Here is a 23,868-nt window from a genome sequence, read left to right as displayed (position 1 = left end):
CGCGTTTCGATCCGCGCCCCTGTGAGGGGGCGACCGCGGCGGATACGCTTCCATGCTGCCGTGCCGTAGTTTCGATCCGCGCCCCTGTGAGGGGGCGACGCTGGACGTTGTGGCCCAGCTGCCACCAGTTCATGTTTCGATCCGCGCCCCTGTGAGGGGGCGACAAGATCAAAACGGGCATGCCACCATCCAGGCAAAGTTTCGATCCGCGCCCCTGTGAGGGGGCGACTCTGCGCCACGAAGGACGGCACCGCCTGCCCCAGGTTTCGATCCGCGCCCCTGTGAGGGGGCGACCGGAGTTGCCGCCGTTGCCGCCGTTGCCAGTGCCTGTTTCGATCCGCGCCCCTGTGAGGGGGCGACCGGCTCCGACTACTCGACCCGGGTGCTCTATCCGGTTTCGATCCGCGCCCCTGTGAGGGGGCGACGCACGGGCCCCATGGGCTTGACGCCGGACCATGTGTTTCGATCCGCGCCCCTGTGAGGGGGCGACCAGCCGCGATGGCCATGAGGGAGTGCAGCGCAATGTTTCGATCCGCGCCCCTGTGAGGGGGCGACCCGGGGAATTCCTCGGCCACCGTCGCCAGCGTCTCGTTTCGATCCGCGCCCCTGTGAGGGGGCGACCGCAGAAGTGATTGCGCCCCTTCGGAGTGCCGATGTTTCGATCCGCGCCCCTGTGAGGGGGCGACCGGATGCCGGCCGCCCTCAGCTTGCGACGCAACCGGTTTCGATCCGCGCCCCTGTGAGGGGGCGACGTTCGATTCCATCCCTGCGGACCAGCCTTCGCCTGTTTCGATCCGCGCCCCTGTGAGGGGGCGACGGTTGGCAAGGGCAGCAAGTCCCTGACCCTTGCGGTTTCGATCCGCGCCCCTGTGAGGGGGCGACCGAGGAGCGTGTAACGCTCCCAGTTGCCGTCAACGTTTCGATCCGCGCCCCTGTGAGGGGGCGACCGCCGACGCCCGCAGCAACGCCCAGAATTGACAGTTTCGATCCGCGCCCCTGTGAGGGGGCGACCACCGCCATTGTCCGCGCGCGCGTCGCCAAGGGTGTTTCGATCCGCGCCCCTGTGAGGGGGCGACCACCGGGCTCGACAACCTGGGCAAGTCGATCGACGTTTCGATCCGCGCCCCTGTGAGGGGGCGACGGGCCAGGTCACGCGGCAGTTTGGGCTGCCGCGTGTTTCGATCCGCGCCCCTGTGAGGGGGCGACGAAGTCGATCGTGTCCAGAGCGCCTGTACCTGTGTTTCGATCCGCGCCCCTGTGAGGGGGCGACGCGACGTCGATGTAACCGGCCGGATTGGTCTCGTCGTTTCGATCCGCGCCCCTGTGAGGGGGCGACTGTCGACCGTGCCGGCGAAGGCACTGTCCTTGCTGTTTCGATCCGCGCCCCTGTGAGGGGGCGACGATTGCTTCAGGCTCACGTTGTCCAGGGTCCCGGCGTTTCGATCCGCGCCCCTGTGAGGGGGCGACCCCATCTCTGATAAGATGGGCGGCAACAGAGACGAGGTTTCGATCCGCGCCCCTGTGAGGGGGCGACTGTCCAGGGTCCCGGCGAAGGCGCTGTCCTTGCTGTTTCGATCCGCGCCCCTGTGAGGGGGCGACCCGACTGCGCAATCAGCGTGTTCGTTTGCGCCTGTTTCGATCCGCGCCCCTGTGAGGGGGCGACTGCCTCGATTAGGTCGCCATGCTTTTCCGACCACGTTTCGATCCGCGCCCCTGTGAGGGGGCGACTCCGCAATTGGTCGCGAGGATCAGCAAGATTGCTGTTTCGATCCGCGCCCCTGTGAGGGGGCGACGCCTGTGCCGATCAGGATGAGCCTCAGGGCGCCGTTTCGATCCGCGCCCCTGTGAGGGGGCGACCGCGGCTTCTACTCGTCCAGCCGTTCCGCGCTCGTTTCGATCCGCGCCCCTGTGAGGGGGCGACCATGGCGTTCAGCGCGTCCTGGAACCCGGATGCGTTTCGATCCGCGCCCCTGTGAGGGGGCGACCAGCGGGCGGTTGAGTTCGCCCACGCCTGCCGCCTGTTTCGATCCGCGCCCCTGTGAGGGGGCGACTCGCCGTGCCGCTCATGACCGGCACCATCACGTGGTTTCGATCCGCGCCCCTGTGAGGGGGCGACGTTTTCGGCGAGTGCCATATGGTGGGCTCCAACAGTTTCGATCCGCGCCCCTGTGAGGGGGCGACCGCAGACGATCTGCATCATTCCGCCCCTCCCGAAGTTTCGATCCGCGCCCCTGTGAGGGGGCGACTCCGTACCCGCGCCGCGCTTGACGTAGGCCGACATGTTTCGATCCGCGCCCCTGTGAGGGGGCGACCGGGCAGTTCGAGCCGTGGCTTCTGGCCTTCGACGTTTCGATCCGCGCCCCTGTGAGGGGGCGACTGCGCGAGGGTGACAGCGCAGCCAAGGCCGAACTGTTTCGATCCGCGCCCCTGTGAGGGGGCGACCTGGTCCAGCAGCCGCTCGATCTGCTGCCGGACGTTTCGATCCGCGCCCCTGTGAGGGGGCGACTCCTTTGGATCAACGGCTTGATCCAAAAGCCCGAATCTAGCGGTTTGCGCGAACGGCGTCGACTGGGCGTGCGCGACGGGCGGCGGCAGAGGTGGCCCTGCGGGAAAGTGCTTGTGACGCGCGGGCCTGGCGGGTGCGCGAACCTGGCGGGATCGGGCTGGGCACTTGGCGTTCGCGCGCGCCGGGTGCGCGCCGTTCGGCCGCCGCGGCGGCCCTGGAGGGCGGCGTGTTCCCGGTGGCGTGTTCCCGGTGGCGTGTTCCCGGTGGCGTGTTCCCGGTGGCTGGGCGTGGTGCGCGCCTTGGTGCAAGCCTTGGTGCAAGTCCTGGCGCCAGGCCGCAGGCTGTTCCCCGCGGCCCTGCCCCGGCATCGACCCTGGCGGCGGCAGGCTCAGAAGACGAGCGGGCCGTCGAGGTCGAGATTGGGCTTGGCGCCGAGGTGCTCGACCCGGCGCTTGCCGTCGGCACCCAGGCGATAGAAGCGCAGGCTGTCCTGCGCGGGGTCGATCTCGGCCAGCAGGCGGGCGCGCAGCAGCGCCCACTGGGCGGGCTCCACCTCGCATTCGAATACGGAGTTCTGCACCCTCTGGCCATGGTCGAGGCAGGCCCGCGCGACGCGGCGCAGGCGGCGGCGCCCCGCGGGCGTCAGGGTGCTGACGTCATAGGTGATGAGCATGAGCATGGTCAGGCGGGCCCTGTTCCATCCGCGCGGCTCATTTCCAGATGAAGCCGGGATAGCCGTCGAGATCGCCGCGCAGGTGCCGCGCGAGGAGCTGCGCCTGGGCGTGGGCGACGAGGCCGAGCGGCATGACCTCGTCCAGGAAGGGGTGGCGCAGGTCGTCGCGCTTGCGCTCCTGCCAGGCGACCAGGATGCGCTTGCGGGCCTCGTCGGTGAGGCGCACGCCACCCGCCTCCTCCAGGATGAAGTCATGGGCCGCGACCTGCCGCCGGTTGACGAGGCTGAGCGCCAAGCGGTCGGCCAGCACTGGGCGCAGTTCCTCCATCAGGTCGAGCGCCAGGCTGGCGCGGCCGGGCCGATCGGTGTGGAGGAAGCCGACCTGGGGGTCGAGGCCATGGGCTTCCAGCGCGGAGCGGCAGTCGTGCCCGAGCATCGCGTACAGGAAGGAGAGCAGGGCGTTGATCCGGTCGAGCGGCGGGCGGCGCGACCGGCCGCCGAAAGTGAAGGCGGCATCATCGCTGCGGATCAGGTGGTCGAAGACCTGGAAATAGACGAACGCCGCCTCCCCCTCCAGGCCGCGCAGCACCTCGACATCGCCGGGGACAAGGGTCCGCCTGGCAATGTCGGTCAGGCGGGCCTCGGCCTCCTGCAGGGCGGCAGCGGCCGGACCGGCGAGGCTGTCGCCGTGGTCACGCAGGGCGCGGCGGATCACGGTGCGCTGGTTGGCCGTCTTGGCGGCCACGATGCCGCGGACGATGGGCACGCGGCGCGCCGGGTCGTCGGCCCAGCGGTACTGGGCGCGGCGCAGCAGGACGTTGCCGCTACGCTGGCCCTCCACGCGGGCCAGGAAGCGGCCGTTGGGATCGAGGTGGGAGACGGTGATGCCCGCCTCGGCACAGGCAGCCAGCAGGGCCGGCGAGGCGCCGGGCCGGCCGAAGCTGACCACCCCCTCCAGCATGTGCAGCGGCGCCCGGCCACGCTCCTGCCCGGCCACCTCCACGACCAGGTTGGCGCCGTCCTTGCGCAGCCAGGCATCCTCGCTGGTCACATAGATCGTGTTGAGCATGCGGCGCATGGCGCTGCCCCTACGCGTCCAGCTGCGCCGCCAGCCAGCGGGCAACCTTCGGCGGCCGCTCCAGCCGGTCGGGCCGGCACAGGTCCGCCATCGAGCACCGGCGGCAGCCGGGCATGCGTACCGGCCGGGGGGTGTGCTGCGCGCGGATCATCGCGCGGGTCGCGGCGGCTACCTCCGCCGTCAGGGTGCGCAGGGTGACATCAAACACGATGGCGAGCCGCCGCCGCGTCGTGCCGTAGAACAGCGCGCCTTCGGAAATGGCGCAGCCGAACATCTCCTCCAGGCAGATCGCCTGGGCGCAGAGCTGCACTTCGTCCGCACGATGGGCCTTTGGCTTGCCGCGCTTGTACTCGACGGGAAAGGGGACCGCTGCCCGTCCCCGGCCATGAAACTCGACCACGTCGGCACGGCCAGCCAGTCCGAGGGCAAGGGAACGCAGCGCCAAGCCGCGGGCGATGCGGATCCCAGGCCGCCGTTCCTGACCACCAGCGTCGACCGCTTCGTGCAGCAGCCGTCCCTCTGCCGTGGCGCCGTCCTCCGCCCAAAGCTGCTCGACATGGATCAGCGCACATTGCCGCGGGCAGAACAGGTAGTGCTGCAAGGCCGAGAGCGGGATCAGCGCATCCTCGGCCGCCGGGTCGGGCACGTCGGGAAAGGGCATCTCGCGCTCTACGGATGGCCCACCACGGCGTCACCCGGCGGACGATGCTTCGGCCATCGATTGTAGCCAACCTGCGGATCGTTGGCCCTTAGCGACCTGATCAATGCAACCTCCATTTGCGCAACCTCCCGATCAGAGGCAGTCTCGGATGACCAGATTATCTCCCTGACCACCGCGAACTTGGACCTTTGCTCTTCTGCAAAATCCTGGGCTACCAGCTCCGACTTGGCGCTCCTAAAGTAGTTTATGTCGTTTGTTAAGTCCTTTCCGACATAGATCCGGCCATTATGATAGTTAATTTTATGTATCACCTTCAGCTGATCCATCCGTCTGTACGGAGAGTCAATACTCTACGATCTCGACACCGTCGGGCAGGCCGTCGCGGTCGATCGTGATCTCGTAGTCGGCGAAGGTGCGGGCCGGGGGCGCGTTGTCCAGGCTATCGGCCATCGGCACGTGCCGCGCGCCCTGGAACAGGCGCCAGGTCTTTACCCGGTCGAACAGGGCATGGGCATGAGCATTGCCCAGCGCAGTGGCATGGCGGAAGACGATGAGCCGGCGCGTCGCCATCTCCCCCCGTGCCGCGGACCGGTCGTGCTCGAACATGTTGCACAACGCGTCGAACAGGAGGGCGAGATCGGCGTCGGAGAAGCCCGTTCCCTTGGTCGGGTGCGCGGCGAGCGGGGCCGAGACGAAGCCGTGCGCGCGATAGAGGCCATAGGGGATGATGTGCTTGCGGCCCATGGTGCGGCCGCCCTTTGCCTCGGCATCCGCTTCCGTCGTGGCGGCCAGGCGGGTGATTGAGATTTCGAGCGGCAGGACCGGCTCGATCGAGCGGCCGAAGGCGATCTGCACGGGTCCCCGCACCTGGCCCGCATTGACGCCCGTCGTCATCACCGCGCCAAAGGTGCGGATGTCCCAGAAGTTGGCGCACATCCAGGCGGTCAGCCGGCGCGCGTCCTCCTCCTTCTTCGGCAGCTTCTTCTGGTCCTCCGCTTTTGTGATGTCGGGCAGGACCGCAGTCCAGGCGCGCTTGTGTTCCAGGTTGAGCGTGGCGCCGTCGCGCATGTAGATCTCGTGGCCTGGCGCGTCCCCCTTGGCCAAGGCCACGTAGTTGCGGATCTTGCGCTTCAGGGAGACGTCGGAGACGAGGCCCAGATTGGTCTCCGGGTCCAGCCGCGGCAGGTTGCCGGCATCGGGATCACCGTTCGGATTGCCGTTCGTCACATCGAAATAGAGCACGAACTCGTGGCGCCGCTGCAGGCCGGCCTGGTCACTCATCGGGCGTGTCCTCTTCCTTGTTCTCAGCCGCCTGGACCTCGGCCCGGGCCTTGGCATCGGCCAGCTGGCCCTGGCGCTGGTGGTAGTAGCCGAGCACGAAGCGCCCCTGGGCTTCGAGTTTTAGCGAGCGCGGCAGGCTGGTCTGGAGCCGGCCGTGGATCTCCTCGATCTCGTGCTCCAGCCAGCGGCCCTTGCCGTCCTTGCGCAGCTTGGCCAGGTGGTTCTGGACATTGCGCATCAGCAGCGGGAAGACGCTTGCGGGCGTGGCCGAGGCAGCGCCGAAATAGCGGTCGCGGATCGTGGCGTTGACCCGGCCCAGCGCCATGCGCTGCGCCGTCTCGCACGCAGCGAACAGGCGGCCGAGCTGATAGGCGGGGTGCTTCTCCTCGCGGTCGAGGCTCACGGGGATCTCCTCCTTCGAACGGTTGAGGCGCAGGTCGCGGGCCAGCACAGCCTTGATGGCGGCGGCGTGCCAGCCGCGGGCCGGATCGTCGCCGGCGCGCAGGCGGGTGATGACTGCGGCCAGCAGGGTGCGGGGATAGCGCCCACCGCCCAGGATGGCGCGCATGACCTCCCCCGCCAGGAGTGGCGGCATGTTGTCGGCCTTCTCCATCAGGGCCGTCGTCTTCAGCAGCAGCAGCCAGACGCTGGGCGCCTTGCGGCCCCAGGGGGCGGGCTCGATCGCCAGGTCCTTGGCGTGATCGAGCAGGCGAGCGGCAAAGACCTCGAAGTTGTCGGTCAGCCAGTAGCGCACCGAGAGACGCGCGGCGTTGGGAGCCAGGCCCAGGACGTGAAAGCGCGTGCCGGGTTTCAGGTCTGGGTTCACGTCCTGACCCCGACCGTCGACCACGGCCTCCAGGGAATCGCGCAGGTGTGCCGCCTGATTGAGGTCCAGGTCGATTTCCTCGTCCGCGCCAGCGGCGGGCTGGTCGAACCAGCAGCCAAACGCATCCTCCGCCGCCTGCGCCGCCCTCTCGTCCACGGTGTCGGATGTGTCGGCCCAGAACACGACAGTCGCGTCGCCGATACCGCGACGCAGCCGGTTGGGGCTGCCCCGGTCCAGCATGCGGTTGAGGGCGGCGCCATAGCGGAAGGCGGCGGCCTCCGAGGTCGGCGCATTCGCCCCCTGCTCCTTGCCGTATGACGTGAATGCGTCGAGGTTGAAGGAGACGAGCGCCGCCCCCGCGGTCTGCGCCCCATCCACCCCGCGCACGGCCGGGTGCAGGCGGCGCGACGGTGCGGCGACGCCAGTCACTAGGCAGAATGACGTCGGCGCGCCAGGGTCCGCCACACGCTCCAGCAGCGCCTGGGCGGCCTCGCCCTCGTGCACGAAGCGGTTGGCCCCGTCCAGGCGGAATACCACATTGGCGTCCAGCATCTCGGCCGTGAACGGGCTTGAGTCGAAGCGCTCCGGCACCCAGCGATCCAGGAAGCGGCGCAGCGCCAGCAGGCCGGGGTCCGTAGTGTCGCCGATGAGCTTGAGGTTGTCCGCCTTGAACGCGGCGTGTTCCTCGGCCGTCCTCTTGCCTTCGCCTGCGGTGCGGCCCAGGGCATAGGCCGTCTTGTCCCAAAGCCGATTGGGCAGGATGCCGGCGGTGCGCTTCTGTGCCGCCGGGACCTCAAGCAGCCGCGGTTGCTGCTTCTTGCCCTTCATCTCCCGCAGGTCGAGGACATCGACCACGTCGCCCTCTGGCGAAAGCACGATCGCGAAGCTGATCTTCTCCCGCGAGAAGCCCGGCGCCTCCGCCTCCCCCCGATCCGCCATGCGTGTGTAATAAGCGTTGAGGGACTGGAGGACGGTCATAGCGCGGTCCCCTCCCCCAGGCAGCGGCGCACGTCGAGCACGCCCCCCTCCAGCCGCGCGCGGAAGAAGACCGACTTCACGTCCTCCGGATCGGTGAAGTCGAGGTCGTGCAGCATCCAGCCGAGGTCGCGCTCGCGCTGGCTCTGCGGCAGGGTGGTGGCGGGCAGCGGTTCCCCCTCCGCCAGCAGCGCGAAGTCGGCCGCGAATTCGCGCGTGCCCAGATAGGGCCGGTGGAAGCACTGGCCGGCAGCGGCCCGCCGGTTGAACATCGACAGGTGCTTGGCCTCGGTATCGTCGGCCTGGGCCCGGGGCGTGATTTCGAAATGCGCCTCGATCACATAGGCGACATCGACCAGCAGGGTGGCCGCGCGCTGCTGGCGATGATCCTCGACTACCAGGCCCAGGGCGGCGGTGCTGCCCGCGGCCATGCCCTGGCGCGCCAGCGAAGCACTTGCCTTCGCCCCGACCTCGTTGCGGCGGAAGGACTGGAAGCGGATTGGCTTCAGGACGTGGATGCGGTCGATCACCCAGGCGATCGCGGGCTTCCAGTGGATCGCCTCCAGCACGCCGCGCGCGGCCGACGGCGTCATCACGTCATAGCTGACGCGCTCGACCTTCATCTCGGGCCGCGTGAAGCACGCCCGCTCGCCCCAGACGTGAAGCCTGATCCCGTAGGCCACCGCTTCCTCCCCGTTTTGTCGACAGTAACACCTGTGGGTGTAATCACGAAACGCCTACAATTCCCCACTCGCGGCGCTCGCGGCACCGCCTGCTCAGCATGCGGTCCTGGGATAGTAACCTTCATTGCCGTTCGCGTTGAACGGTGGAACGGCCCTATTGACGATACTTCGCCAGCAGGAGACCCTTGCTCGCAGGACGACACATCCTGCGAGGCCCAGAAAATGTGGAGACGGATCCCTGCGTCCCGGCTGTCCAGCCGCAGGAGAAGGCGCGTCCGCTTTTGGCCAGCCACCAATGGCGATCTCGTTGTTGAGGAATATCAACAACCTGTGAGGTGTAGTAAGTTGATGTCATAGGTAATTGCCTATGCGGATTGAAACATTGCGGTTCGTGTCGATGGTGGGATGGGCTCTGGATTGCGATGGCGATCCAGAGCCTTATTCTTGATCCTCACAGCACATTGAGTTCACTGGCGCGTGAGACCGAATCCACCAGCTCCACACCCGTCTCCGCCCGGTAGTGGCTGAGGTCCTCGAAGCGGACGAGGGCGTTGCCCAGTTGTGGGTGGACCGCGCGCAGGGCGCCGCGCGCCAGCCAATCGGCCCGTGCCCTGGACGGGATCGTCACGACATATTGCTGGAGCCTGCGCAAATCGCCGGCCAGAGGCCGCTCCATCATCTCGATTCGCTCCAGCACCTCGACTACGTCGGCATCCCACGGCACGATGACCGGCTCCATCACGTCATCGATCATTCGAAAGGCACGGGCGATCTTCTCGAACTCGAATGTCAGGTCGGCCCCGCGTTCCTCCAGGCTGCGCAGGATCGGCCAGGTCTCCCCGTCCAGCGTGGCGGCGTCCATCGCCTCCGCCCCACGCTGCCAATAGAGTTCGGTGAAATAGGCGTGCACCGCCTCAAGCGTCAGCGGGTCGGGATGGGTGCGCAGCACGGTCCGGGCCGATTGCTGAGCGGCCTTCATGCTGTGCGGCGGCTTGACCTCCGCCGGGGTGAATACGACCGTGCGGCCCAGGCCGGGCAGCGCCCCTTCCCGGTTGCAGCGGCCCGCCGCCTGCGCGATCGAATCGAGGCCCGTCTCGGCCCGCCAGACTTCGGGAAAGGATATGTCGACCCCTGCCTCGATCAGGGAGGTGGCAACCAGGCGCACGGGCAGTCCCGTCATCAGGCGCTGGCGCAGTTCGGACAGGATCGCCCGGCGGTGCCGCGGGCACATCATGGTGGTTAGGTGGGCCGCCCCCTCTGCCCCACGGATCCGCTCGAACAGGGCCCGCGCATGGGCCCGGCTGTTGACGATGCACAGCATCTGCGGCTGCTGCGCGAAGCGTTCAGCGATGGTGGCGTCATCGACCGGCTCACGCAGGGTCTCGATACTGACCCGCTTCAGCGCCGCATAGAGATCGCGGGGCCGGGGGGCCAGTTCGCGTTCCTCGGGAATGTCGAAGCCGATCTTCTGCGGCGCGCCCTTGTGCCCCTCTGGATCGGCAAAGCCCTGCTGCCGGCTGAGCGCCGGCTGGGTCGCGGTGCACAGCACGACGCTGGTCCGGTAGTTGCGCGCCAGCTCGTCCAGCGCCGCCATGCACGGCCGCAGCAGGTGCAGCGGCAGCATCTGCGCCTCGTCCAGGATCACGACGCTGTTGGTGATGTTGTGCAGCTTGCGACAGGCGGAGGTGCGCCGCGCATGGAGGCTTTCGAAGAACTGCACCGCGGTCGTGACCACGATCGGCACGTCCCAGTTTTCTGCCGCCTTGCGCAGCTTGACCAGGCCAGCGGGGCCTTCGCTGTCCGCGCCCTCCACGGTCCCGGCGCGACCCCAGTCGAAGCTGGCATGGTGCTCTAGGATGTCGTCGCGTGTGCCCAGGGCATGACGGAACACTTCGGCCGTCTGCTCGATGATCGAGGTATAGGGGATGACATAGATCACCCGCGCCAAGCCGTGCGTGACCGCATGGTCCAGCGCGAACGAGAGGGAGGCCAGCGTCTTGCCTCCGCCGGTCGGCACGGTCAGGCTGAACAAGCCCGGGTCCAGGGCAGCCTTGGACCGGGCATGGCCCAGCACCTCGGCCCGCAGGCGGTTCAGGTTGCTCTCGCGGGCGCCCGCCTGGACCTTTGCCATGTGCGCAGACAGGCGCTCGCGCAACACGCCCAGGTCCGCATGCCCGCCCCGCGCGATGAACTCGCCGGCGGCCTGGGCATAGAACCGCTCGGTCTCCAGGAAATCGGCATCGACCAGGCACGAGAACAGCATCCGGGTCAGGAACGCGTAGGTAAAGCCTCTGTGCCGGCTTGGCGTAATCCTCGCGGTCGGAATCAGCGCAGCCTTCCCCGGCAGGTCCCCCACATGATCTCGCCAGCCGTCATAGGGCTCCAGCGTCTTGCCGTCGAGCCGCCCTGTCAGGTCCGCAAAGTCGGCCAGACCAGCATGATGCCCGGCAATGGCGAAGGCGAGCATGCGGCCCAGGTCGCGGCCATAGGCACTCACCGCCTCACGCGCCCCTGCCGTCGAGTGGTCAGGCCCGCGTCGGCTGGCCTTCGGCGCTTGCCGGATATAGTCCTGATAGGCGGCGGAGCATTTGCCGATATCATGCAGCAGGCCCGCGACCCGCGCCGCCGCCCTGCAGCCAAAAGCCCCCGCGAAGCGCCCCGCGAGATCGCCCACGCCGTTCAGATGGTGTGCCAACGGCTCCCACTGCGCCTGCGACACACTCGGTACCGAATGCGCGTAGAATCTTTCCAAACCGTTCTCCCGAAGTTGCGAGGCTCGAACGTGCAGCACCGGAGTCGGCCTTAGGACTAAAGCAAGACGAACGGGCGACCATCGAGGTGATGACACCTGCACGCAACAACCGCACTGCACCCCAAACAGCTTCTCGAACACATCACATGCTTCCCGGAGCTGTGACGCGCCTGCGGTGAGCTGCTGCCGGTTCGGCGAACACGAAGCTGGGCTAGCAACACCTGTCCGCAGGGGGCCAGCTGCTAGCAGGATCGAGCTCCGCTAAACTTATGATCGATGCGCGACAATACCGAAGAGCTGGCCGCGTCGCGTGGCCAGCTTGCCGAGCGGGAGGCCGAGTTGGCCACGGCCAGGGCCGAGCTAACCGGCGCGCGGCTGCTGATCGAGCAGTACAAGGTGCAGCTTGCCCGCCTTCGCGGGATGCAGTTCGGCCGCTCGTCCGAAGCCCTAAGTCGTGAGATCGACCAGCTCGAGCTGCGGCTCGAGGACCTGGAAGAGGGCGAAGCAGCTCGTATCGCCGGAGTGCCTGCCGATACACATGGTCCCCGTCGGGGAAAGCCGCCCAGCCAGTCCTGCAGGCCCGCGGTATAGGCCGAGTCGATCAACAAGGCGTGCGAGATGGCGAACCGGCAGCCGGTCGTCCAGGGGTTAACCCCGAAACCGCGCTCGCGCCGCATCGCCGCGATGTTCATGCGGTCCATCAGCGTGAAGCTCAGGCCGAAGCGCGCCTCCATCTCATCCTGCCACTGCGGCTGGGTCGAGGGCGGTGCCGCGACGACGATCGTGTCGATCCGCCGCCTGAGCAGCAGTTCGCGCGCGATCAGCCCCGCCTCGATCGTTTTACCCAGGCCAACGTCGTCGGCGATGAACAAGTTGACGCGGGGCAGCTCCAGCGCCTTGCGCAGTGGTTCGAGCTGGTAGGCGTCAAGGCGAATGCCCGCACGGAACGGCGCCTGGAACAGCCGCGGGTCTGTCGCGGTGACGCTGTTCCAGCGCAGCGTGTGGAGGTAGGCCGCGAACCGCTCGGGCGCGTCGAAGCCGTGACTGCCGATCCGCGACCAGGCTTCCTCATCGACAAGCCTGGCGCCTGGCTCATGCTCCCAAAACACACTCAAGGGTTCGCCCTGGGCGTCATCCTCGGCGCAGGCAAGGTCCACGAGGGTCGCCTCGCCGGTCGCTTGCGCGCTCGTGACGCCCTGGACGATCCACTTGCGATGGCGCACCACCGCCAGGGAGCCGACGTTCTCTGGGCCCATGTGTCCTCCCCCGCGACCCATTGAGTTATGGCAGAACCAGCGCCTGCGACAACAGCCTTCAACTTTCAAGAACGTTGCAGCGTAGCGTGACAACGCGTTCGCGACTCGCACCGAGGAGAAATAGCGCGAAGTCCGGCGGGTGCGCTTAGTCCGCGAGGGGGATGGCGCCTAGGCCGGGAGCAGGCGGGGCGGTCTTTGGACACCCAGAGGGCCGGCACGAGGCGCAGCAACGTGAGGGCCGCAGGCAGGCAGAGCTGACCCGGGAGGAGCCGACGTTGCTCGAGACCACCAAGCTGTTGCGGTAGGGTCCTGTCTGTAGCGCGGCTCTGAGCGACCAGGTGCGCGAAGCGCACCGTCGGGAAGCGAAGGAGACGCGCTCGCGAGAGCCCTCGGACGCGCGAAGCGCGCCGAGAGGCTCGAGTGTTGAAAGCACGAGGAATCCAGATGCGTACCCTTAAAGGGTACTTGGGGAGTTTGTGTCAGCCACACAGGAACCTCACGGGATCTGGCTGCTAGCGGCCGAGATTGGTCAGGTCTTTTTGCCCTCCTCACCGTCCGGCTTAGCTGCCGCAGCCCTCAGGCGCCGAGTTTCCTCATTATAGGTGCGAGTGTGCAGTCGCTTCATCCCTCGGTCTTCGACCGGCTTTCTCGGCCGCGTCTTCGTCTTCGGGCGTCCGGCAATCTCCGCCTCGAAGTCCGACCTGGCGTGGGCGATCGCGTTGCGCGTGACTCGAGCACGTTCTTTCTGCTCCTCTGGCATCTGAGCGCGTCGCTGCGCCTCATTCATTGTCTTTTTGGCTCGGCGCTTTGCCTGGCCCACTGGATCTGCCGCCGGCGCGGCGGTCTTCTTGCGCAGGCTCTGATACAGCCGATCGAGCTCGGCATAGAGGGGCGAGGCGCGCGTCAGGGGCTCACTCGGCTCACCTGACCCTGCTCCAGCCCGGCGTTCGATGCCCTCGAGGAACCTGCTTGCGATGTAATGCGCGTGGACGGGGGTCATGGGTCGCGCCTCGATCACCGTCTCGGACAAGGCGTCGATCGTGGTCGTGCGGTCGGTCTTCCACCTGCCGATCAGCGCCTCCAAGATGTCCTGACACGCTTGGTCAAGTCCCTCTAAATACTTCGCTTTTGTAGGGTCGGGGAAGTCGTTCAGAAGCCAGTCGCCGAGTACACGTGCACGCCTCTGGATTCGAGGCGGCCTGCCGCTCGGGCTCAGTAGTAGCGGTTCCCGATAGCCTACCAGAACGACGCGCATTCTACCTTTATTTCGATAAATCGTAGAAAAATCGATCACCAAGGCGCTAACTTCGATCAATACTCGAATCCCATAAAGAACGTTTTCTCTCAACTTCGGCGACGTGTAGCCCTTTCCTGGCCTCTTAACCTTTCCATACCTGTTTTTCTCACCAGGAGTGGGAAGTTTTCCTTTTAAGCGGGCGACGTAACTCACAAGATCCGGAATACTGATTGCCGACTCACGCATCAATACATCGCAGGCGTCAGCGAGTTGGCTGAGCCAAACGACACCCTTAGGCGCATGCGGGTAGCCAGGATCAAACGGGTTAACGCCACTCAGCAACATCGCGGCGACATCCCAGCCAAGTCGGCGGATCTCCTCAATCATGTCTCGGCAGTAGGCCGGCAGCGAGGCAAACGAAGGAACACCGTGAGCTTCTGCCAGCTCCTCACCACTTGAAACCATCTCGCGAGCGCCCTCTGCGTCGACCGAAGTGCGTCCGACGTAGTGGCCATCAGTCAAAATTGAAAGGGCACACTGATCATCTGGTGGGTCTGGTTGGCCTGCTGCCGGTCCGAGGGCCTGTGGTCTTTACCTCGTCCGGCACGCGTACTAGAAATCGTGGATGGCGGCGAAGATCACACGTCTGATCGTCTGGCTGATGCTGGCAGTGGCTGGCTCGGCTGCGCTGCTGCCGTCGCCCGGCCATGCCCATGCCGGCCATGACGCGTCGCCGGTCGCCGTACCGGATATTTCGTCGCGCCGCCTCGTGGCGGCGGAGGCGTCGGGCGATCACGGCATGATCCTCGTCGCGGTCGACCCCGAACGTCTATACGCGGCCCTAGTCCAGGAAGCGCAGGACTGCAACGGCACCTGCTGCGCATCGAGCAATTGCTGCCAGCCCGTGCTGCTGCCGCCCGAACCAGCCGTCGTCTGGCCGAACCCCGGAACCCGTCCAGCGCCGGCCCGCCCGGACGTATGGGCCAGCTTGGCGCCGCGCGCCTTGCCCGAACCACCGCGATCCTCCGTCTGAACAGCTGATCCTGCCGCGCCACGCGCGCGGCGTCCTCGATCGTTCAGAGCGGAGAATGACCCGTGTCCGTTGCGACGACCGCAGCATGGCTGGCCGTGCTGCTGGCCCTGGCGGTGCCTGCCCACGCCCATGAAGGGCACGACCATGGCGAAACGCCGCCGCCGATCACGCTGCCCGCAGCGCCGAGGGCGGAGGCGATGTCGGATGCCTTCGAACTGGTCGCCGTCGTCCGTGGCGACGGGCTGGACCTCTGGCTGGACCGCTATGCCGACAATGCGCCGGTCGAGGGAGCTGTCATCACCGTCGAGACCCCACGGGGGCCGGTGGATGCCGTGGCGGGCCAAGCGGGCCTCTATCGCGTGACGGCACCCTGGGTCGCCGAGCCGGGGGCGCATGACCTGATCTTCACGTTGATGGTGGCCGGCCAGGTCGACATCCTGGCCGGCACGCTGGTCATTCCGCCGACTGAGCCGGCTGCCGGCGGCTCCGCGAGCCCCTGGCCCCAGGTGCCCGCGGCGGCCCTTGCCGGGGCGGGCTTCGTGGCGGGGCTGATCGTCATGGCGCTGCTGCGTCGCCGGCCGGCGGCTGCGGCCATGCTGCTCGCCGCGCTTGCCCTGCTGACCCCGGGGCCGGTGCAGGCACAGGACCAGGCGCAACGCCTTGCCGACGGGTCGGTGTTCGTACCCAAGCCGACCCAGCACCTGCTGGGCATCCGGACCGTACTGGCGGCGTCATCCACGGGCGCGCGGACGGTGGAGTTGCCCGGGCGCGTGATCCCCGACCCCGATGCCAGCGGCATCGTCGTCTCGGCCGTCGGCGGCCGCCTGGTGCCGCCGCCGGATGGCTTCCCTCGCCTCGGTGCACCGGTTCAGGCAGGCCAGGTCCTGGCGCGGGTGGCACCGGCTCTCCAGGCCATCGACACGTCCGACGTGCAGCAGCAGGCGGGCGAACTGGAGCAGCAGATCGCGATCGTGCGCCGACGCCTGGACCGGCTGCGCGCCACGCCCGACGCCGTGCCGCGCGCCCGGGTGGAGGAGACGGAACTGGAACTGGCCGGCCTGCAGGAGCGGCGCCGGCGCCTGGACCGCGTGCGCGGGGGCGGGGAGGCGTTGACCGCTCCGGTGGACGGCGTGATCGCGGCCGCGTCCGCCGTCGCCGGCCAGATGGCCTCGCCCGAGGCCGTCATCTTCCGGATCGCGGACCCGGCGCGGCTCTGGGTCGAGGCGCTGGGCTTCGAGGTCATGGCCCCGGGTACGGCCGCCACGGCGCGCCTGGCCGATGGTACGGTCCTGGCGCTGGACTGGCGGGGCGCGGGCCTGTGGTCCGCAGCGTCCCAGGCGGTGCCGGTCCACTTCGCCGTCACCAATCCCCCGGCGGGGCTGCGGGCGGGCCAGCTGGTCACCGTCCTGGCGCGCATCGGCGACCGGACCGAGGGGATCGCCGTGCCACGGGCCGGCGTGGTGCGCGGCGCCAATGGCCAGGCCCAAGTCTGGGAGCACTTGGGGGCCGAACGCTTCGTGCCGCGGGAGGTGCGGGCCGAGCCGCTGGACGCTGAGACGATGCTGGTCCAGGCCGGCCTCGCGCCAGGCCAGCGCATCGTGGTCCAGGGCGCCGAACTGCTGAACCAGGTGCGGTAGGCGCCACCATGTTCCTGGCCCTGGTCACACTCTCGCTGCGCAACCGGTTGCTGGTCCTGGCGTTTGCCGCCGTCCTGGTCGTGGCGGGTGCGCTGGTCGCCGCCGGCCTGCCGGTCGACGTCTTTCCCGACCTCAACCGCCCCACCGTCACGATCATGACCGAGGCAGAGGGCCTGGCCCCGCCCGAGGTCGAGCTGAGCGTGACCACGCCGATCGAGGCCCAGCTGAACGGCCTGCCCGGGGTCGCCCGCGTCCGCTCCGTCTCCGGCGTGGGCCTGTCCATCGTCTATGTCGAGTTCGATTGGGGCACCGACATCTGGCGCAACCGCCAGCAGGTGGCCGAGCGCCTGAGCCTGGTCCGCGACCGGCTGCCCGAAGGCGTGGCACCCCAGACGGGGCCGGTGTCGTCGATCATGGGCCAGATCATGCTGGTCGCCGTGACGGCACCGGACGGGGTGTCTGCCATGGACGTGCGCGACGTGGCCGATTTCGTGATCCGGCCGCGCCTGCTGACCCTGCCGGGCGTCGCCCAGGTGATCCCGATCGGGGGTGAGGTGCGCCAGATCCGGGTGGCGCCCAGCCTGCCGGCGCTGCATGCCTTCGGCCTGACCCTCGGCCAGCTGGAAGCGGCCCTGGCCCGGTTCGGCACCAACACGGGCGGGGGCTTTGCCGACCAGAACGCGCGGGAATACCTGATCCGGAACATCGCCCACAGCACCAGCCTGGACGAGCTGCGCGCCCTGGTCGTGGCCCAGGCGGACGGCGCGCCCGTTACCCTGGGCCAGGTAGCCGAAGTGAGCCATGCCGCCCGCCTGAAGCGGGGCGAGGCCGGCTACATGGGGCGGCCCGCCGTCATCGTCTCGATCGAGAAGCAGCCCGACATCGACACCCCGCGCCTGACCCGGGCGGTCACGGCGGCGCTGGCCGACCTGACCCAGGCCCTGCCGAACGGCATCCGCGCCGATACCATCTTGTTCCGGCAGGCGACCTTCATCGAAACCTCGATCCGCAATGTCGAGCGCGTGCTGCTGGAGGCGATCGCCGTCGTCGCGATCGTCCTGTTCGCCTTCCTGCTGAATATCCGGACGACCGTCATCTCGCTGACGGCGATCCCCGTCTCGATCCTGGCGACGGCGCTCGTGTTCCATTTGGCCGGGCTGTCGATCAACACCATGACCCTGGGCGGCCTGGCGATCGCCATCGGCGAGCTGGTCGACGACGCGGTGGTCGATGTCGAGAACATCTTCCGCCGCCTGCGCGAGAACCGGGAGCGCGGCAATCCCAGGTCGGTGTTCGATGTCGTCGTCCAGGCCAGCCAGGAGGTCCGGTCCGGCATCGTCTATGCGACCACGATCATCGTCCTGGTCTTCGTGCCGCTGTTCGCCCTGTCGGGGATCGAGGGGCGGCTGTTCTCGCCCCTGGGGCAGGCCTACATCATCTCGATCCTGTGCAGCCTGGTCGTGTCGATCACCCTGACCCCGGTCATGGCCTATTACCTGCTGCCCGGGCTGAAGCGGCTGGATGCGCGGGACAGCGCCCTGGTTCGGGTGCTGAAGCGGGGCAATGCCGCCCTGGTCCTCTGGGGCTTCGACCGGGTGCGCCTCCTGCTGGTGCTGGCCGCGGGCGCCGTCCTGGCGGCCGGCATCGCCGCCCTGGCGCTGCCGCGGTCGTTCCTGCCGCCCTTCAACGAGGGCACGCTGACGATCAACACCCTGTTCAATCCCGGCATCTCCCTGGCCGAGTCGCACCGGGTGGGCCTGATCGCCGAGCGGCTGCTGCTGGAGGTGCCGGAGGTCGCCGCGGTCGGCCGCCGCACCGGCCGGGCCGAACTCGACGAACATGCCGAGGGCGTTCATTCGTCAGAGATCGAGGTCGAGCTGGCCCCGTCGGACCGAGCCAAGGCCGACATCGTCGCCGACATCAGGGCACGCCTCGCCGTGCTGCCGATGACGGTCAATATCGGCCAGCCGATCTCACACCGGCTGGACCACATGCTGTCGGGCGTGCGGGCGCAGGTGGCGCTCAAGGTCTATGGCGACGACCTCGACACGCTGCGCAGCCTGGCCGACGCGTTGCGCGCCCGGCTGGCCACGATCCCCGGCCTGGTTGACCTGCAGGTCGAGAAGCAGGTCCGCGTGCCCCAGCTTCAGGTCGCCGTCGATCATCGCCGCGCGGCGCTGCACGGCGTGACGCCGGCGGAGGTGACCCGCCAGCTGGGCCGCCTGTCCAACGGGGTCGTCGTGTCCCGCCTGCTGGACGGCAGCCGGTCCACCGACCTGGTGCTGCGCCTGCCCGACGCGGCGCGGACGACGCAAGGACTGGCCGACCTGCTGATCGAGACACCCGCCGGCCCCGTGCCCGTGCGCCTTTTGGCGGATGTGCAGGAGACGGACGGCCCCAACCAGATCCAGCGCGAAAACGGCAGGCGGCGCATTGTCGTTCTGGCCAATACCGATGGTCGCGCCGACATGGCCGCGATCGTGGCGGAGATCCGGCGCGAGCTGGCGGCAGCACCCCTCCCCACCGGCTATTTCAGCAGCCTGGAGGGCACGTTCCAGGCGCAGGAGGAGGCGACCCGCACCATCGGTGCCCTGTCGGTGCTGTCGCTGCTCATGATCTTCGCGATCCTCTACAGCCGCTATCGCTCGGCCGTGCTGGCGCTCATCATCATGGGCAGCGTGCCCCTGGCGCTGATCGGCAGCGTGGTGGCGCTCTGGCTGGCAGGTCAGCCGCTGTCCGTGGCGTCCATGATCGGGTTCATCACCCTGACCGGGATCGCCGCACGCAACGGCATCCTGAAGATCAGCCACTACCTGAACCTGGCGCTGCACGAGGGCGTGCCGTTCGGCCGCGACCTTGTCCTGCGTGGCTCGATGGAACGGATGACGCCGGTGCTGATGACCGCGCTGTCCGCCGGCGTGGCGCTGGTGCCGCTGATGATCGATGCCGGTGCGCCGGGCAAGGAGATCCTGCACCCCGTGGCCGTCACGATCTTTGGCGGCCTGGTCAGCGCCACCCTGCTCGACGCCGTGCTGACACCCGCGCTGTTCCTGCGCTTCGGCAAGGCACCGCTGGAGCGGCTGCGCGCCGACCGGGTCCAGCATGACGCGGCCGGTGCGCCGGCCGCCGGTCCCTCAGAAGCCTATTGAAGCCCCCTCAAACGAAAGGCACTCCCATGAAATGGCTTGGTCTTCCGCTGCTTACACTGGCCGTCATCGCGGCCCCCGCCTGGGCCCACGAAGCCGAAGGGCCCCATGGCGGCGTGCTCGTCGACGCCGGCCCCTATCACGTCGAACTGGTGACCCGGGACACCCGCGCCGATCTCTACCTGACGGTGGGGGAGGGCGAACCGGTCCCGCCTGCGGGCTTCAAGGCGACCGCCATCCTGATCGTCGACGGCAAGGCCCAGCGCATCACCCTGGACCCCAGCGACGGCGACCGGCTGAGCGGCACCGCCGCTGCACCCCTGCCCCCGCGGCCAAAGGGCGTCGTCCAGTTCACCGCCCCGGACGGCAAGACCGCCCAGGGCCAGTTCAAGTGAGCCGACGAGACGGCCAGCGTTGATACGAGGACCCTGGCACCCGCGGAGAGATCCCGTCGACACTGACGTTCACCAAAAAGAGTGGAAGTGGCCTGCCCTGGGCGCGAGGACACCAATCGTGTCGTCGCAGCTTCGCCCGCGCAACAGTAATAAACCTCATGTAGATGTATTTTCGTCAAACTGTGCACAGATAAGTATGTCGGAGGGGGATTCCTGTCACGGGTAGCCCATAGTCCTATGAAACCTGTGCGCGGGCTAGTGTGGACGGGCTTCGTCGATGATGACTCCCTCGGTCCTGGACGTAGATGAGGGTTCTGATATTTGACGTCTTTGCGGCTTTTTTTACTCCGGCCTGGGTGAGAGTTTTTCGGCTTTTGGTTCGCCAGGGAATCAGCCGAACACAGCCACCGCAACAGGTCTAACGAGTCCTGAGCCGACCGCTTACGGTTCAGTGGTCGTCATCACCGGATCAACGGCCAGCACCCACCACGACGAAGGGCGCCCAAAAGGCGGGATGTGCGTATTGCGGGTCGGGGCCGCTAGTCAGGCTGGCTTGGGCCTGAGCCAGGGCCGCGGGAACCGAGGCACCGGCAGCCATCTCGCGCACGAGGACGCGCATCAACTCGGCCGTCGCGTCGGATGCCACGGGCCAGTGCGACACGACCATCGCGCGCGAGCCCGCCAGCAGGAAGGCCTCGGCCAGGCCGGACAGGCCGTCGGCGCCGGGCGTACCGTCGGGGGCCGCCGTGTTGCAGGCTGAGAGGATGGTCAGCACGGCATCCAGCCTCAGACCGGCAGCCTCGCTCATGGTCAGGAGACCATCGTCGGTCGCCCCGGCGGCCGGGTCGGGCGCCAGGACAAGCGCCGGCTCCGTGAGACCTTCGAAATCGCCGGCGACCATGGCATGGGTCGAGAACATCAGGATGCGGAACCGGTCGAGCGGTGTTGCGCGCAGCCTTGACTCCGTCGCATCGGCCCCCAGCAGCAACGCGGTCCGGCGATCCCCGCCAAAGGCGTGTCGTGCGGCCTCAAGCTCGATTGCGGTCTCGGGCAAGGGGGAAAGCCGGGCGATCTCCGCGCGCATGGCAGCCCGGTCGCCGCGGTAGATCCGACGGGGGTCAGGCCCGCGGCTCGGTGCTCCACCCTCCGCCGGTGCCGCTTCGGGTGCCGGGCGGGTGCGGCCCGCAAAATCGGGATCGCCGATTCCGAAGAAGGGCTGGTCGGCACGGCTGGGCCGGACGGTGGTGCGCATGACTTCAAGGGCGCCGACCGAGGGTAAGGTCGTCAGCGCAACCCGCCGGCCCAACCAGTCCAGGCGCGCATAGTCTGGCGCCTCAGCACTGCCGGACGTGGGATCCGATCCGACCAGAACCGAAAGGGGCAGGCTCTGCAAGGCCCCGTCCGGCACGACGAGCAGCCGCCGCGCCGATGCCCTCTGCGACGGGAAGGGACCCAGCAGCAGATCATGCAGGCGCCGCGCCGTCGCCACGTCATAGGCGCGCAGGCCCCCGCCGCCCGTCAGGTCCAGGCCACGACGCAAGTCACCCACCAGGCGCTCGAGTTCGGCGCGGGGGAGGTCGACGCGCACCGCAACGGCGTGGTCGCGCGACAGCCACCACAGGTTCGCTGCGTCCTCCTCCTGGACGTGGAAGAGCAGGGCCTCGTCCGCATCGAGCAGGGCCCGGGCCCGCGCCAGGGCGACCGGCTGCGGATCGACGAGGTGCGCGAAAGCCGGGAACGCCTGGGCCAGCTGCCGGTCCAGGGCGGCGCGCCGCGCCCTGGCCGCCGCCAGCGCCGCCTCGAGCGCCGCCCGGTCGCCGACCGCCGCCTCGACCAGCAGGTCGCGTTGCGCCTGTTCCAGGGCTGCCTGCTGCTCCAGCGCCTCCTCCCGGGCGCGGACGATCGACTCCAGCCCGGCATCCGCACTGGCCATGCGGGCGCCCGTACGGGCGATGGCCCGGCCGGGGCTGGAGGCCTGGGCGCGCTGGCCGATCGCGAAGCCTTCCGCGACCAGCGCCTGCCGGTCGGCGCCCGTCGCCTGTGCCGCCAGGCGCAGCGCCAGGCCGGCATGGGCCGCGAACAGGCGCCGTGCCACGCGCCGGGCGCTTTCGCCAAGGCTGATCGAATCCGCCGCGCTCCCGGCAGGCCGATCCGCGAGCACGGCCGACGCGTGCCGGGCGTCGGCCAGTGCGGCTGCCACTCGACCGCTCCGCTCGCCCAGCTCTGACCGCGCCGACAGCGCATAGGGCAGCTTCCAGGAACCCTGGGTCGCATCGCGTTCCAGGTCCGATACCGCACGATCCAGCAGCGGCTGTGCCTGCGCGACCTGTCCCTGCCGGGTGCGGATGCGGCCAAGCTCGATCAGCGAGCGGAAGGCATCGGGGTTGCGGGCACCGCCATGGCGATCCAGCAGCGCAATCGCCATCTCGAACGCGGCCGCCGCCTGGCTCTCGTGCCCCTTTTCCAGGAGGGCGAGGCCCTTGAGCGCATGGGCGAGCCCAAGCAGGCGACCGCGCGGCGCGGTGGTTTCGTCGAGTGCCGCAATGATCCGCGCCGCCGCATCCGTGGCAGGCCCGGCAAAGCCCATCATCGTGTCCAGGCCCGCCCGCTCGATCCGGGTGGCCAGAGTCTGCGTCGCCTCCGGCCCAAGGCTGGCACCAAGGACCTGGGCCGCGCGATCCAGGTGGCGCGCGGCATCGTCCAGGCGGGCCAGGGCCTGATAGGTATTGCCCAGCGCGTGAAGCGCCTGGGCTAGGCCTGCGGGGGCGGATGCGGCCTCGTACAGCGCCACTGCTGTCCGCAAATAGGGCTCCGCCTCAAGGTACAGCCCGCGGTCGAACAGGATGCGGCCGTGCAGCATCGCGGCGTTGGCGGCGAGGGTCGAACGCTCCTGACCGGCTGCGCGCAGATCCGCGATAACCTGCGCCAAGGTCTGCTCCGCCCCCCGCCTATCACCGGTATAGGCCAGGGCCGCGGCCTGGGCGTAGCCGGCAACAGCCCGGGCCTCCTGCCCGGCATCGGCGGCGGCCCAGGCTAGGGCGTCGCGCGCAGCGGCAAGTGCTGCCTGCCCCCGGCCCAGCGCAATGTTGGCCTCAACCCGGTTGCCGGCCAGCACCGCCAGGAAACCAGGACTTGCTCCGGCCGCAAGGCGGCCTTCCAGGTCCTGGAGCACAGTCTGCGCCTCGACCGCATGGCCGACGGCCAGGAGCGCCAGGGCCAGTGCATTCCCAGCCTCGCCTGCCTGCGGGCTGTCGGCGAGCAGCCGGGCGGCACCGCGCGCGTAGGGCAGGGCTGCCGCGTGCTCCCCGGTCTCGGCCAGGAGGCGGGCGCATTCGCGGGCCAGCTGGCCCTGTTCGGTGGGCGTCAGGTCGGCTGCGGCAAGGCCGGTCTCACCTGCCCGCAGCGCCAGGGTCCGGGCCTCAAGCGGGCGCTGGGTGCGCGAGGCGATGATCGCCAGGTCCAGGAGGATCGCTGCGGCAAGGCCCGTCCGGCCCCGCCCCGCGGCCTCGACCGCCTGGAGGAGGTCGCGGTGCAGCACCTCCGCCTCGGCATGGGCGCCCTGGACGGCGCGGGCATGGGCGGCCTGGAAGCGGGCGACCAAGGGATCGGGCGCCGCTCCCTGCGCCGCGGCATGGTACGGCGCGAGGACGAGCATGACCGCCAGGGCCAGGCTTCTGGCGAGTGCGACCCGCATCGACCGCTACCCCCTCGTCACTAAGGGCCTTGTGC

General features: G+C 68.7%; 14 protein-coding genes and 1 CRISPR repeat array (1 of these 15 cut by a window edge). Of the genes, 4 read left to right on the top strand and 10 right to left on the bottom strand.

Features of this window, described 5'->3' with window-relative positions; translation table 11 throughout:
- Positions 1–2,506: a CRISPR direct-repeat array (repeat unit 31 nt; unit sequence GTTTCGATCCGCGCCCCTGTGAGGGGGCGAC); it reaches 5,266 nt to the left of the window's first position.
- A gap of 388 nt (positions 2,507–2,894) precedes the next feature.
- From cas2 to ACI6GS_RS06470, 9 genes are all read right to left on the bottom strand, one after another.
- The gene (gene cas2 / locus ACI6GS_RS06510; RefSeq protein ID WP_439816973.1) at positions 2,895–3,185 is read right to left on the bottom strand and encodes a CRISPR-associated endonuclease Cas2; all 291 of its coding nucleotides are present in this window, start codon (positions 3,183–3,185) and stop codon (positions 2,895–2,897) included.
- A 31-nt stretch (positions 3,186–3,216) separates the two neighbouring features.
- Complete coding sequence (gene cas1c / locus ACI6GS_RS06505) at positions 3,217–4,257, bottom strand: type I-C CRISPR-associated endonuclease Cas1c (RefSeq protein ID WP_439816972.1); 1,041 nt, start codon at positions 4,255–4,257, stop codon at positions 3,217–3,219.
- A 10-nt stretch (positions 4,258–4,267) separates the two neighbouring features.
- Positions 4,268–4,918, bottom strand: a complete 651-nt coding sequence (gene cas4 / locus ACI6GS_RS06500; protein ID WP_439816971.1) for a CRISPR-associated protein Cas4 — start codon at positions 4,916–4,918, stop codon at positions 4,268–4,270.
- 342 nt (positions 4,919–5,260) lie between these two features.
- Positions 5,261–6,199 carry a type I-C CRISPR-associated protein Cas7/Csd2 gene (gene cas7c, locus ACI6GS_RS06495; RefSeq protein ID WP_439816970.1) on the bottom strand — a complete coding sequence of 313 codons (939 nt, stop codon included), beginning with the start codon at positions 6,197–6,199 and terminating at the stop codon, positions 5,261–5,263.
- Positions 6,192–8,003, bottom strand: coding sequence for a type I-C CRISPR-associated protein Cas8c/Csd1 (cas8c, locus tag ACI6GS_RS06490; protein WP_439816969.1), 1,812 nt, complete (start codon positions 8,001–8,003; stop codon positions 6,192–6,194). The genes cas7c and cas8c overlap by 8 nt, the downstream gene beginning before the upstream one ends.
- Positions 8,000–8,683: a type I-C CRISPR-associated protein Cas5c gene (gene cas5c, locus ACI6GS_RS06485; RefSeq protein WP_439816968.1), complete on the bottom strand. Its 684-nt coding sequence runs from the start codon at positions 8,681–8,683 to the stop codon at positions 8,000–8,002. The genes cas8c and cas5c overlap by 4 nt, the downstream gene beginning before the upstream one ends.
- Before the next feature lie 451 nt (positions 8,684–9,134).
- Positions 9,135–11,435: a CRISPR-associated endonuclease Cas3'' gene (locus ACI6GS_RS06480; RefSeq protein ID WP_439816967.1), complete on the bottom strand. Its 2,301-nt coding sequence runs from the start codon at positions 11,433–11,435 to the stop codon at positions 9,135–9,137.
- Between the two features lie 242 nt (positions 11,436–11,677).
- Entirely contained in the window at positions 11,678–12,691 is a 1,014-nt protein-coding gene (locus tag ACI6GS_RS06475; protein WP_439816966.1) for a hypothetical protein, read from the bottom strand.
- A 529-nt stretch (positions 12,692–13,220) separates the two neighbouring features.
- Positions 13,221–14,393: a hypothetical protein gene (locus ACI6GS_RS06470; RefSeq protein WP_439816965.1), complete on the bottom strand. Its 1,173-nt coding sequence runs from the start codon at positions 14,391–14,393 to the stop codon at positions 13,221–13,223.
- Between the two features lie 160 nt (positions 14,394–14,553).
- Between ACI6GS_RS06470 and ACI6GS_RS06465 the strand changes: the two genes are divergently transcribed.
- The 4 genes from ACI6GS_RS06465 to ACI6GS_RS06450 all read left to right on the top strand — a co-directional run bounded on the left by ACI6GS_RS06465 (position 14,554) and on the right by ACI6GS_RS06450 (position 20,139).
- Positions 14,554–14,961, top strand: coding sequence for a hypothetical protein (locus tag ACI6GS_RS06465; RefSeq protein WP_439816964.1), 408 nt, complete (start codon positions 14,554–14,556; stop codon positions 14,959–14,961).
- A gap of 62 nt (positions 14,962–15,023) precedes the next feature.
- Positions 15,024–16,598, top strand: a complete 1,575-nt coding sequence (locus ACI6GS_RS06460; RefSeq protein WP_439816963.1) for an efflux RND transporter periplasmic adaptor subunit — start codon at positions 15,024–15,026, stop codon at positions 16,596–16,598.
- Between the two features lie 8 nt (positions 16,599–16,606).
- Positions 16,607–19,747, top strand: a complete 3,141-nt coding sequence (locus ACI6GS_RS06455; RefSeq protein WP_439816962.1) for an efflux RND transporter permease subunit — start codon at positions 16,607–16,609, stop codon at positions 19,745–19,747.
- 26 nt (positions 19,748–19,773) lie between these two features.
- The gene (locus ACI6GS_RS06450; protein WP_439816961.1) at positions 19,774–20,139 is read left to right on the top strand and encodes a hypothetical protein; all 366 of its coding nucleotides are present in this window, start codon (positions 19,774–19,776) and stop codon (positions 20,137–20,139) included.
- Positions 20,140–20,608: 469 nt separating this feature from the next.
- On the opposite strand, the gene ACI6GS_RS06445 is transcribed toward ACI6GS_RS06450, so the two are convergent.
- Complete coding sequence (locus ACI6GS_RS06445; protein ID WP_439816960.1) at positions 20,609–23,833, bottom strand: CHAT domain-containing protein; 3,225 nt, start codon at positions 23,831–23,833, stop codon at positions 20,609–20,611.
- Between the last annotated feature and the right edge of the window lie 35 nt (positions 23,834–23,868).

It is taken from the genome of Zavarzinia sp. CC-PAN008 (assembly GCF_051903925.1).
Lineage (GTDB): Bacteria > Pseudomonadota > Alphaproteobacteria > Zavarziniales > Zavarziniaceae.
This window is presented reverse-complemented; position numbering and strand designations above follow the sequence as displayed.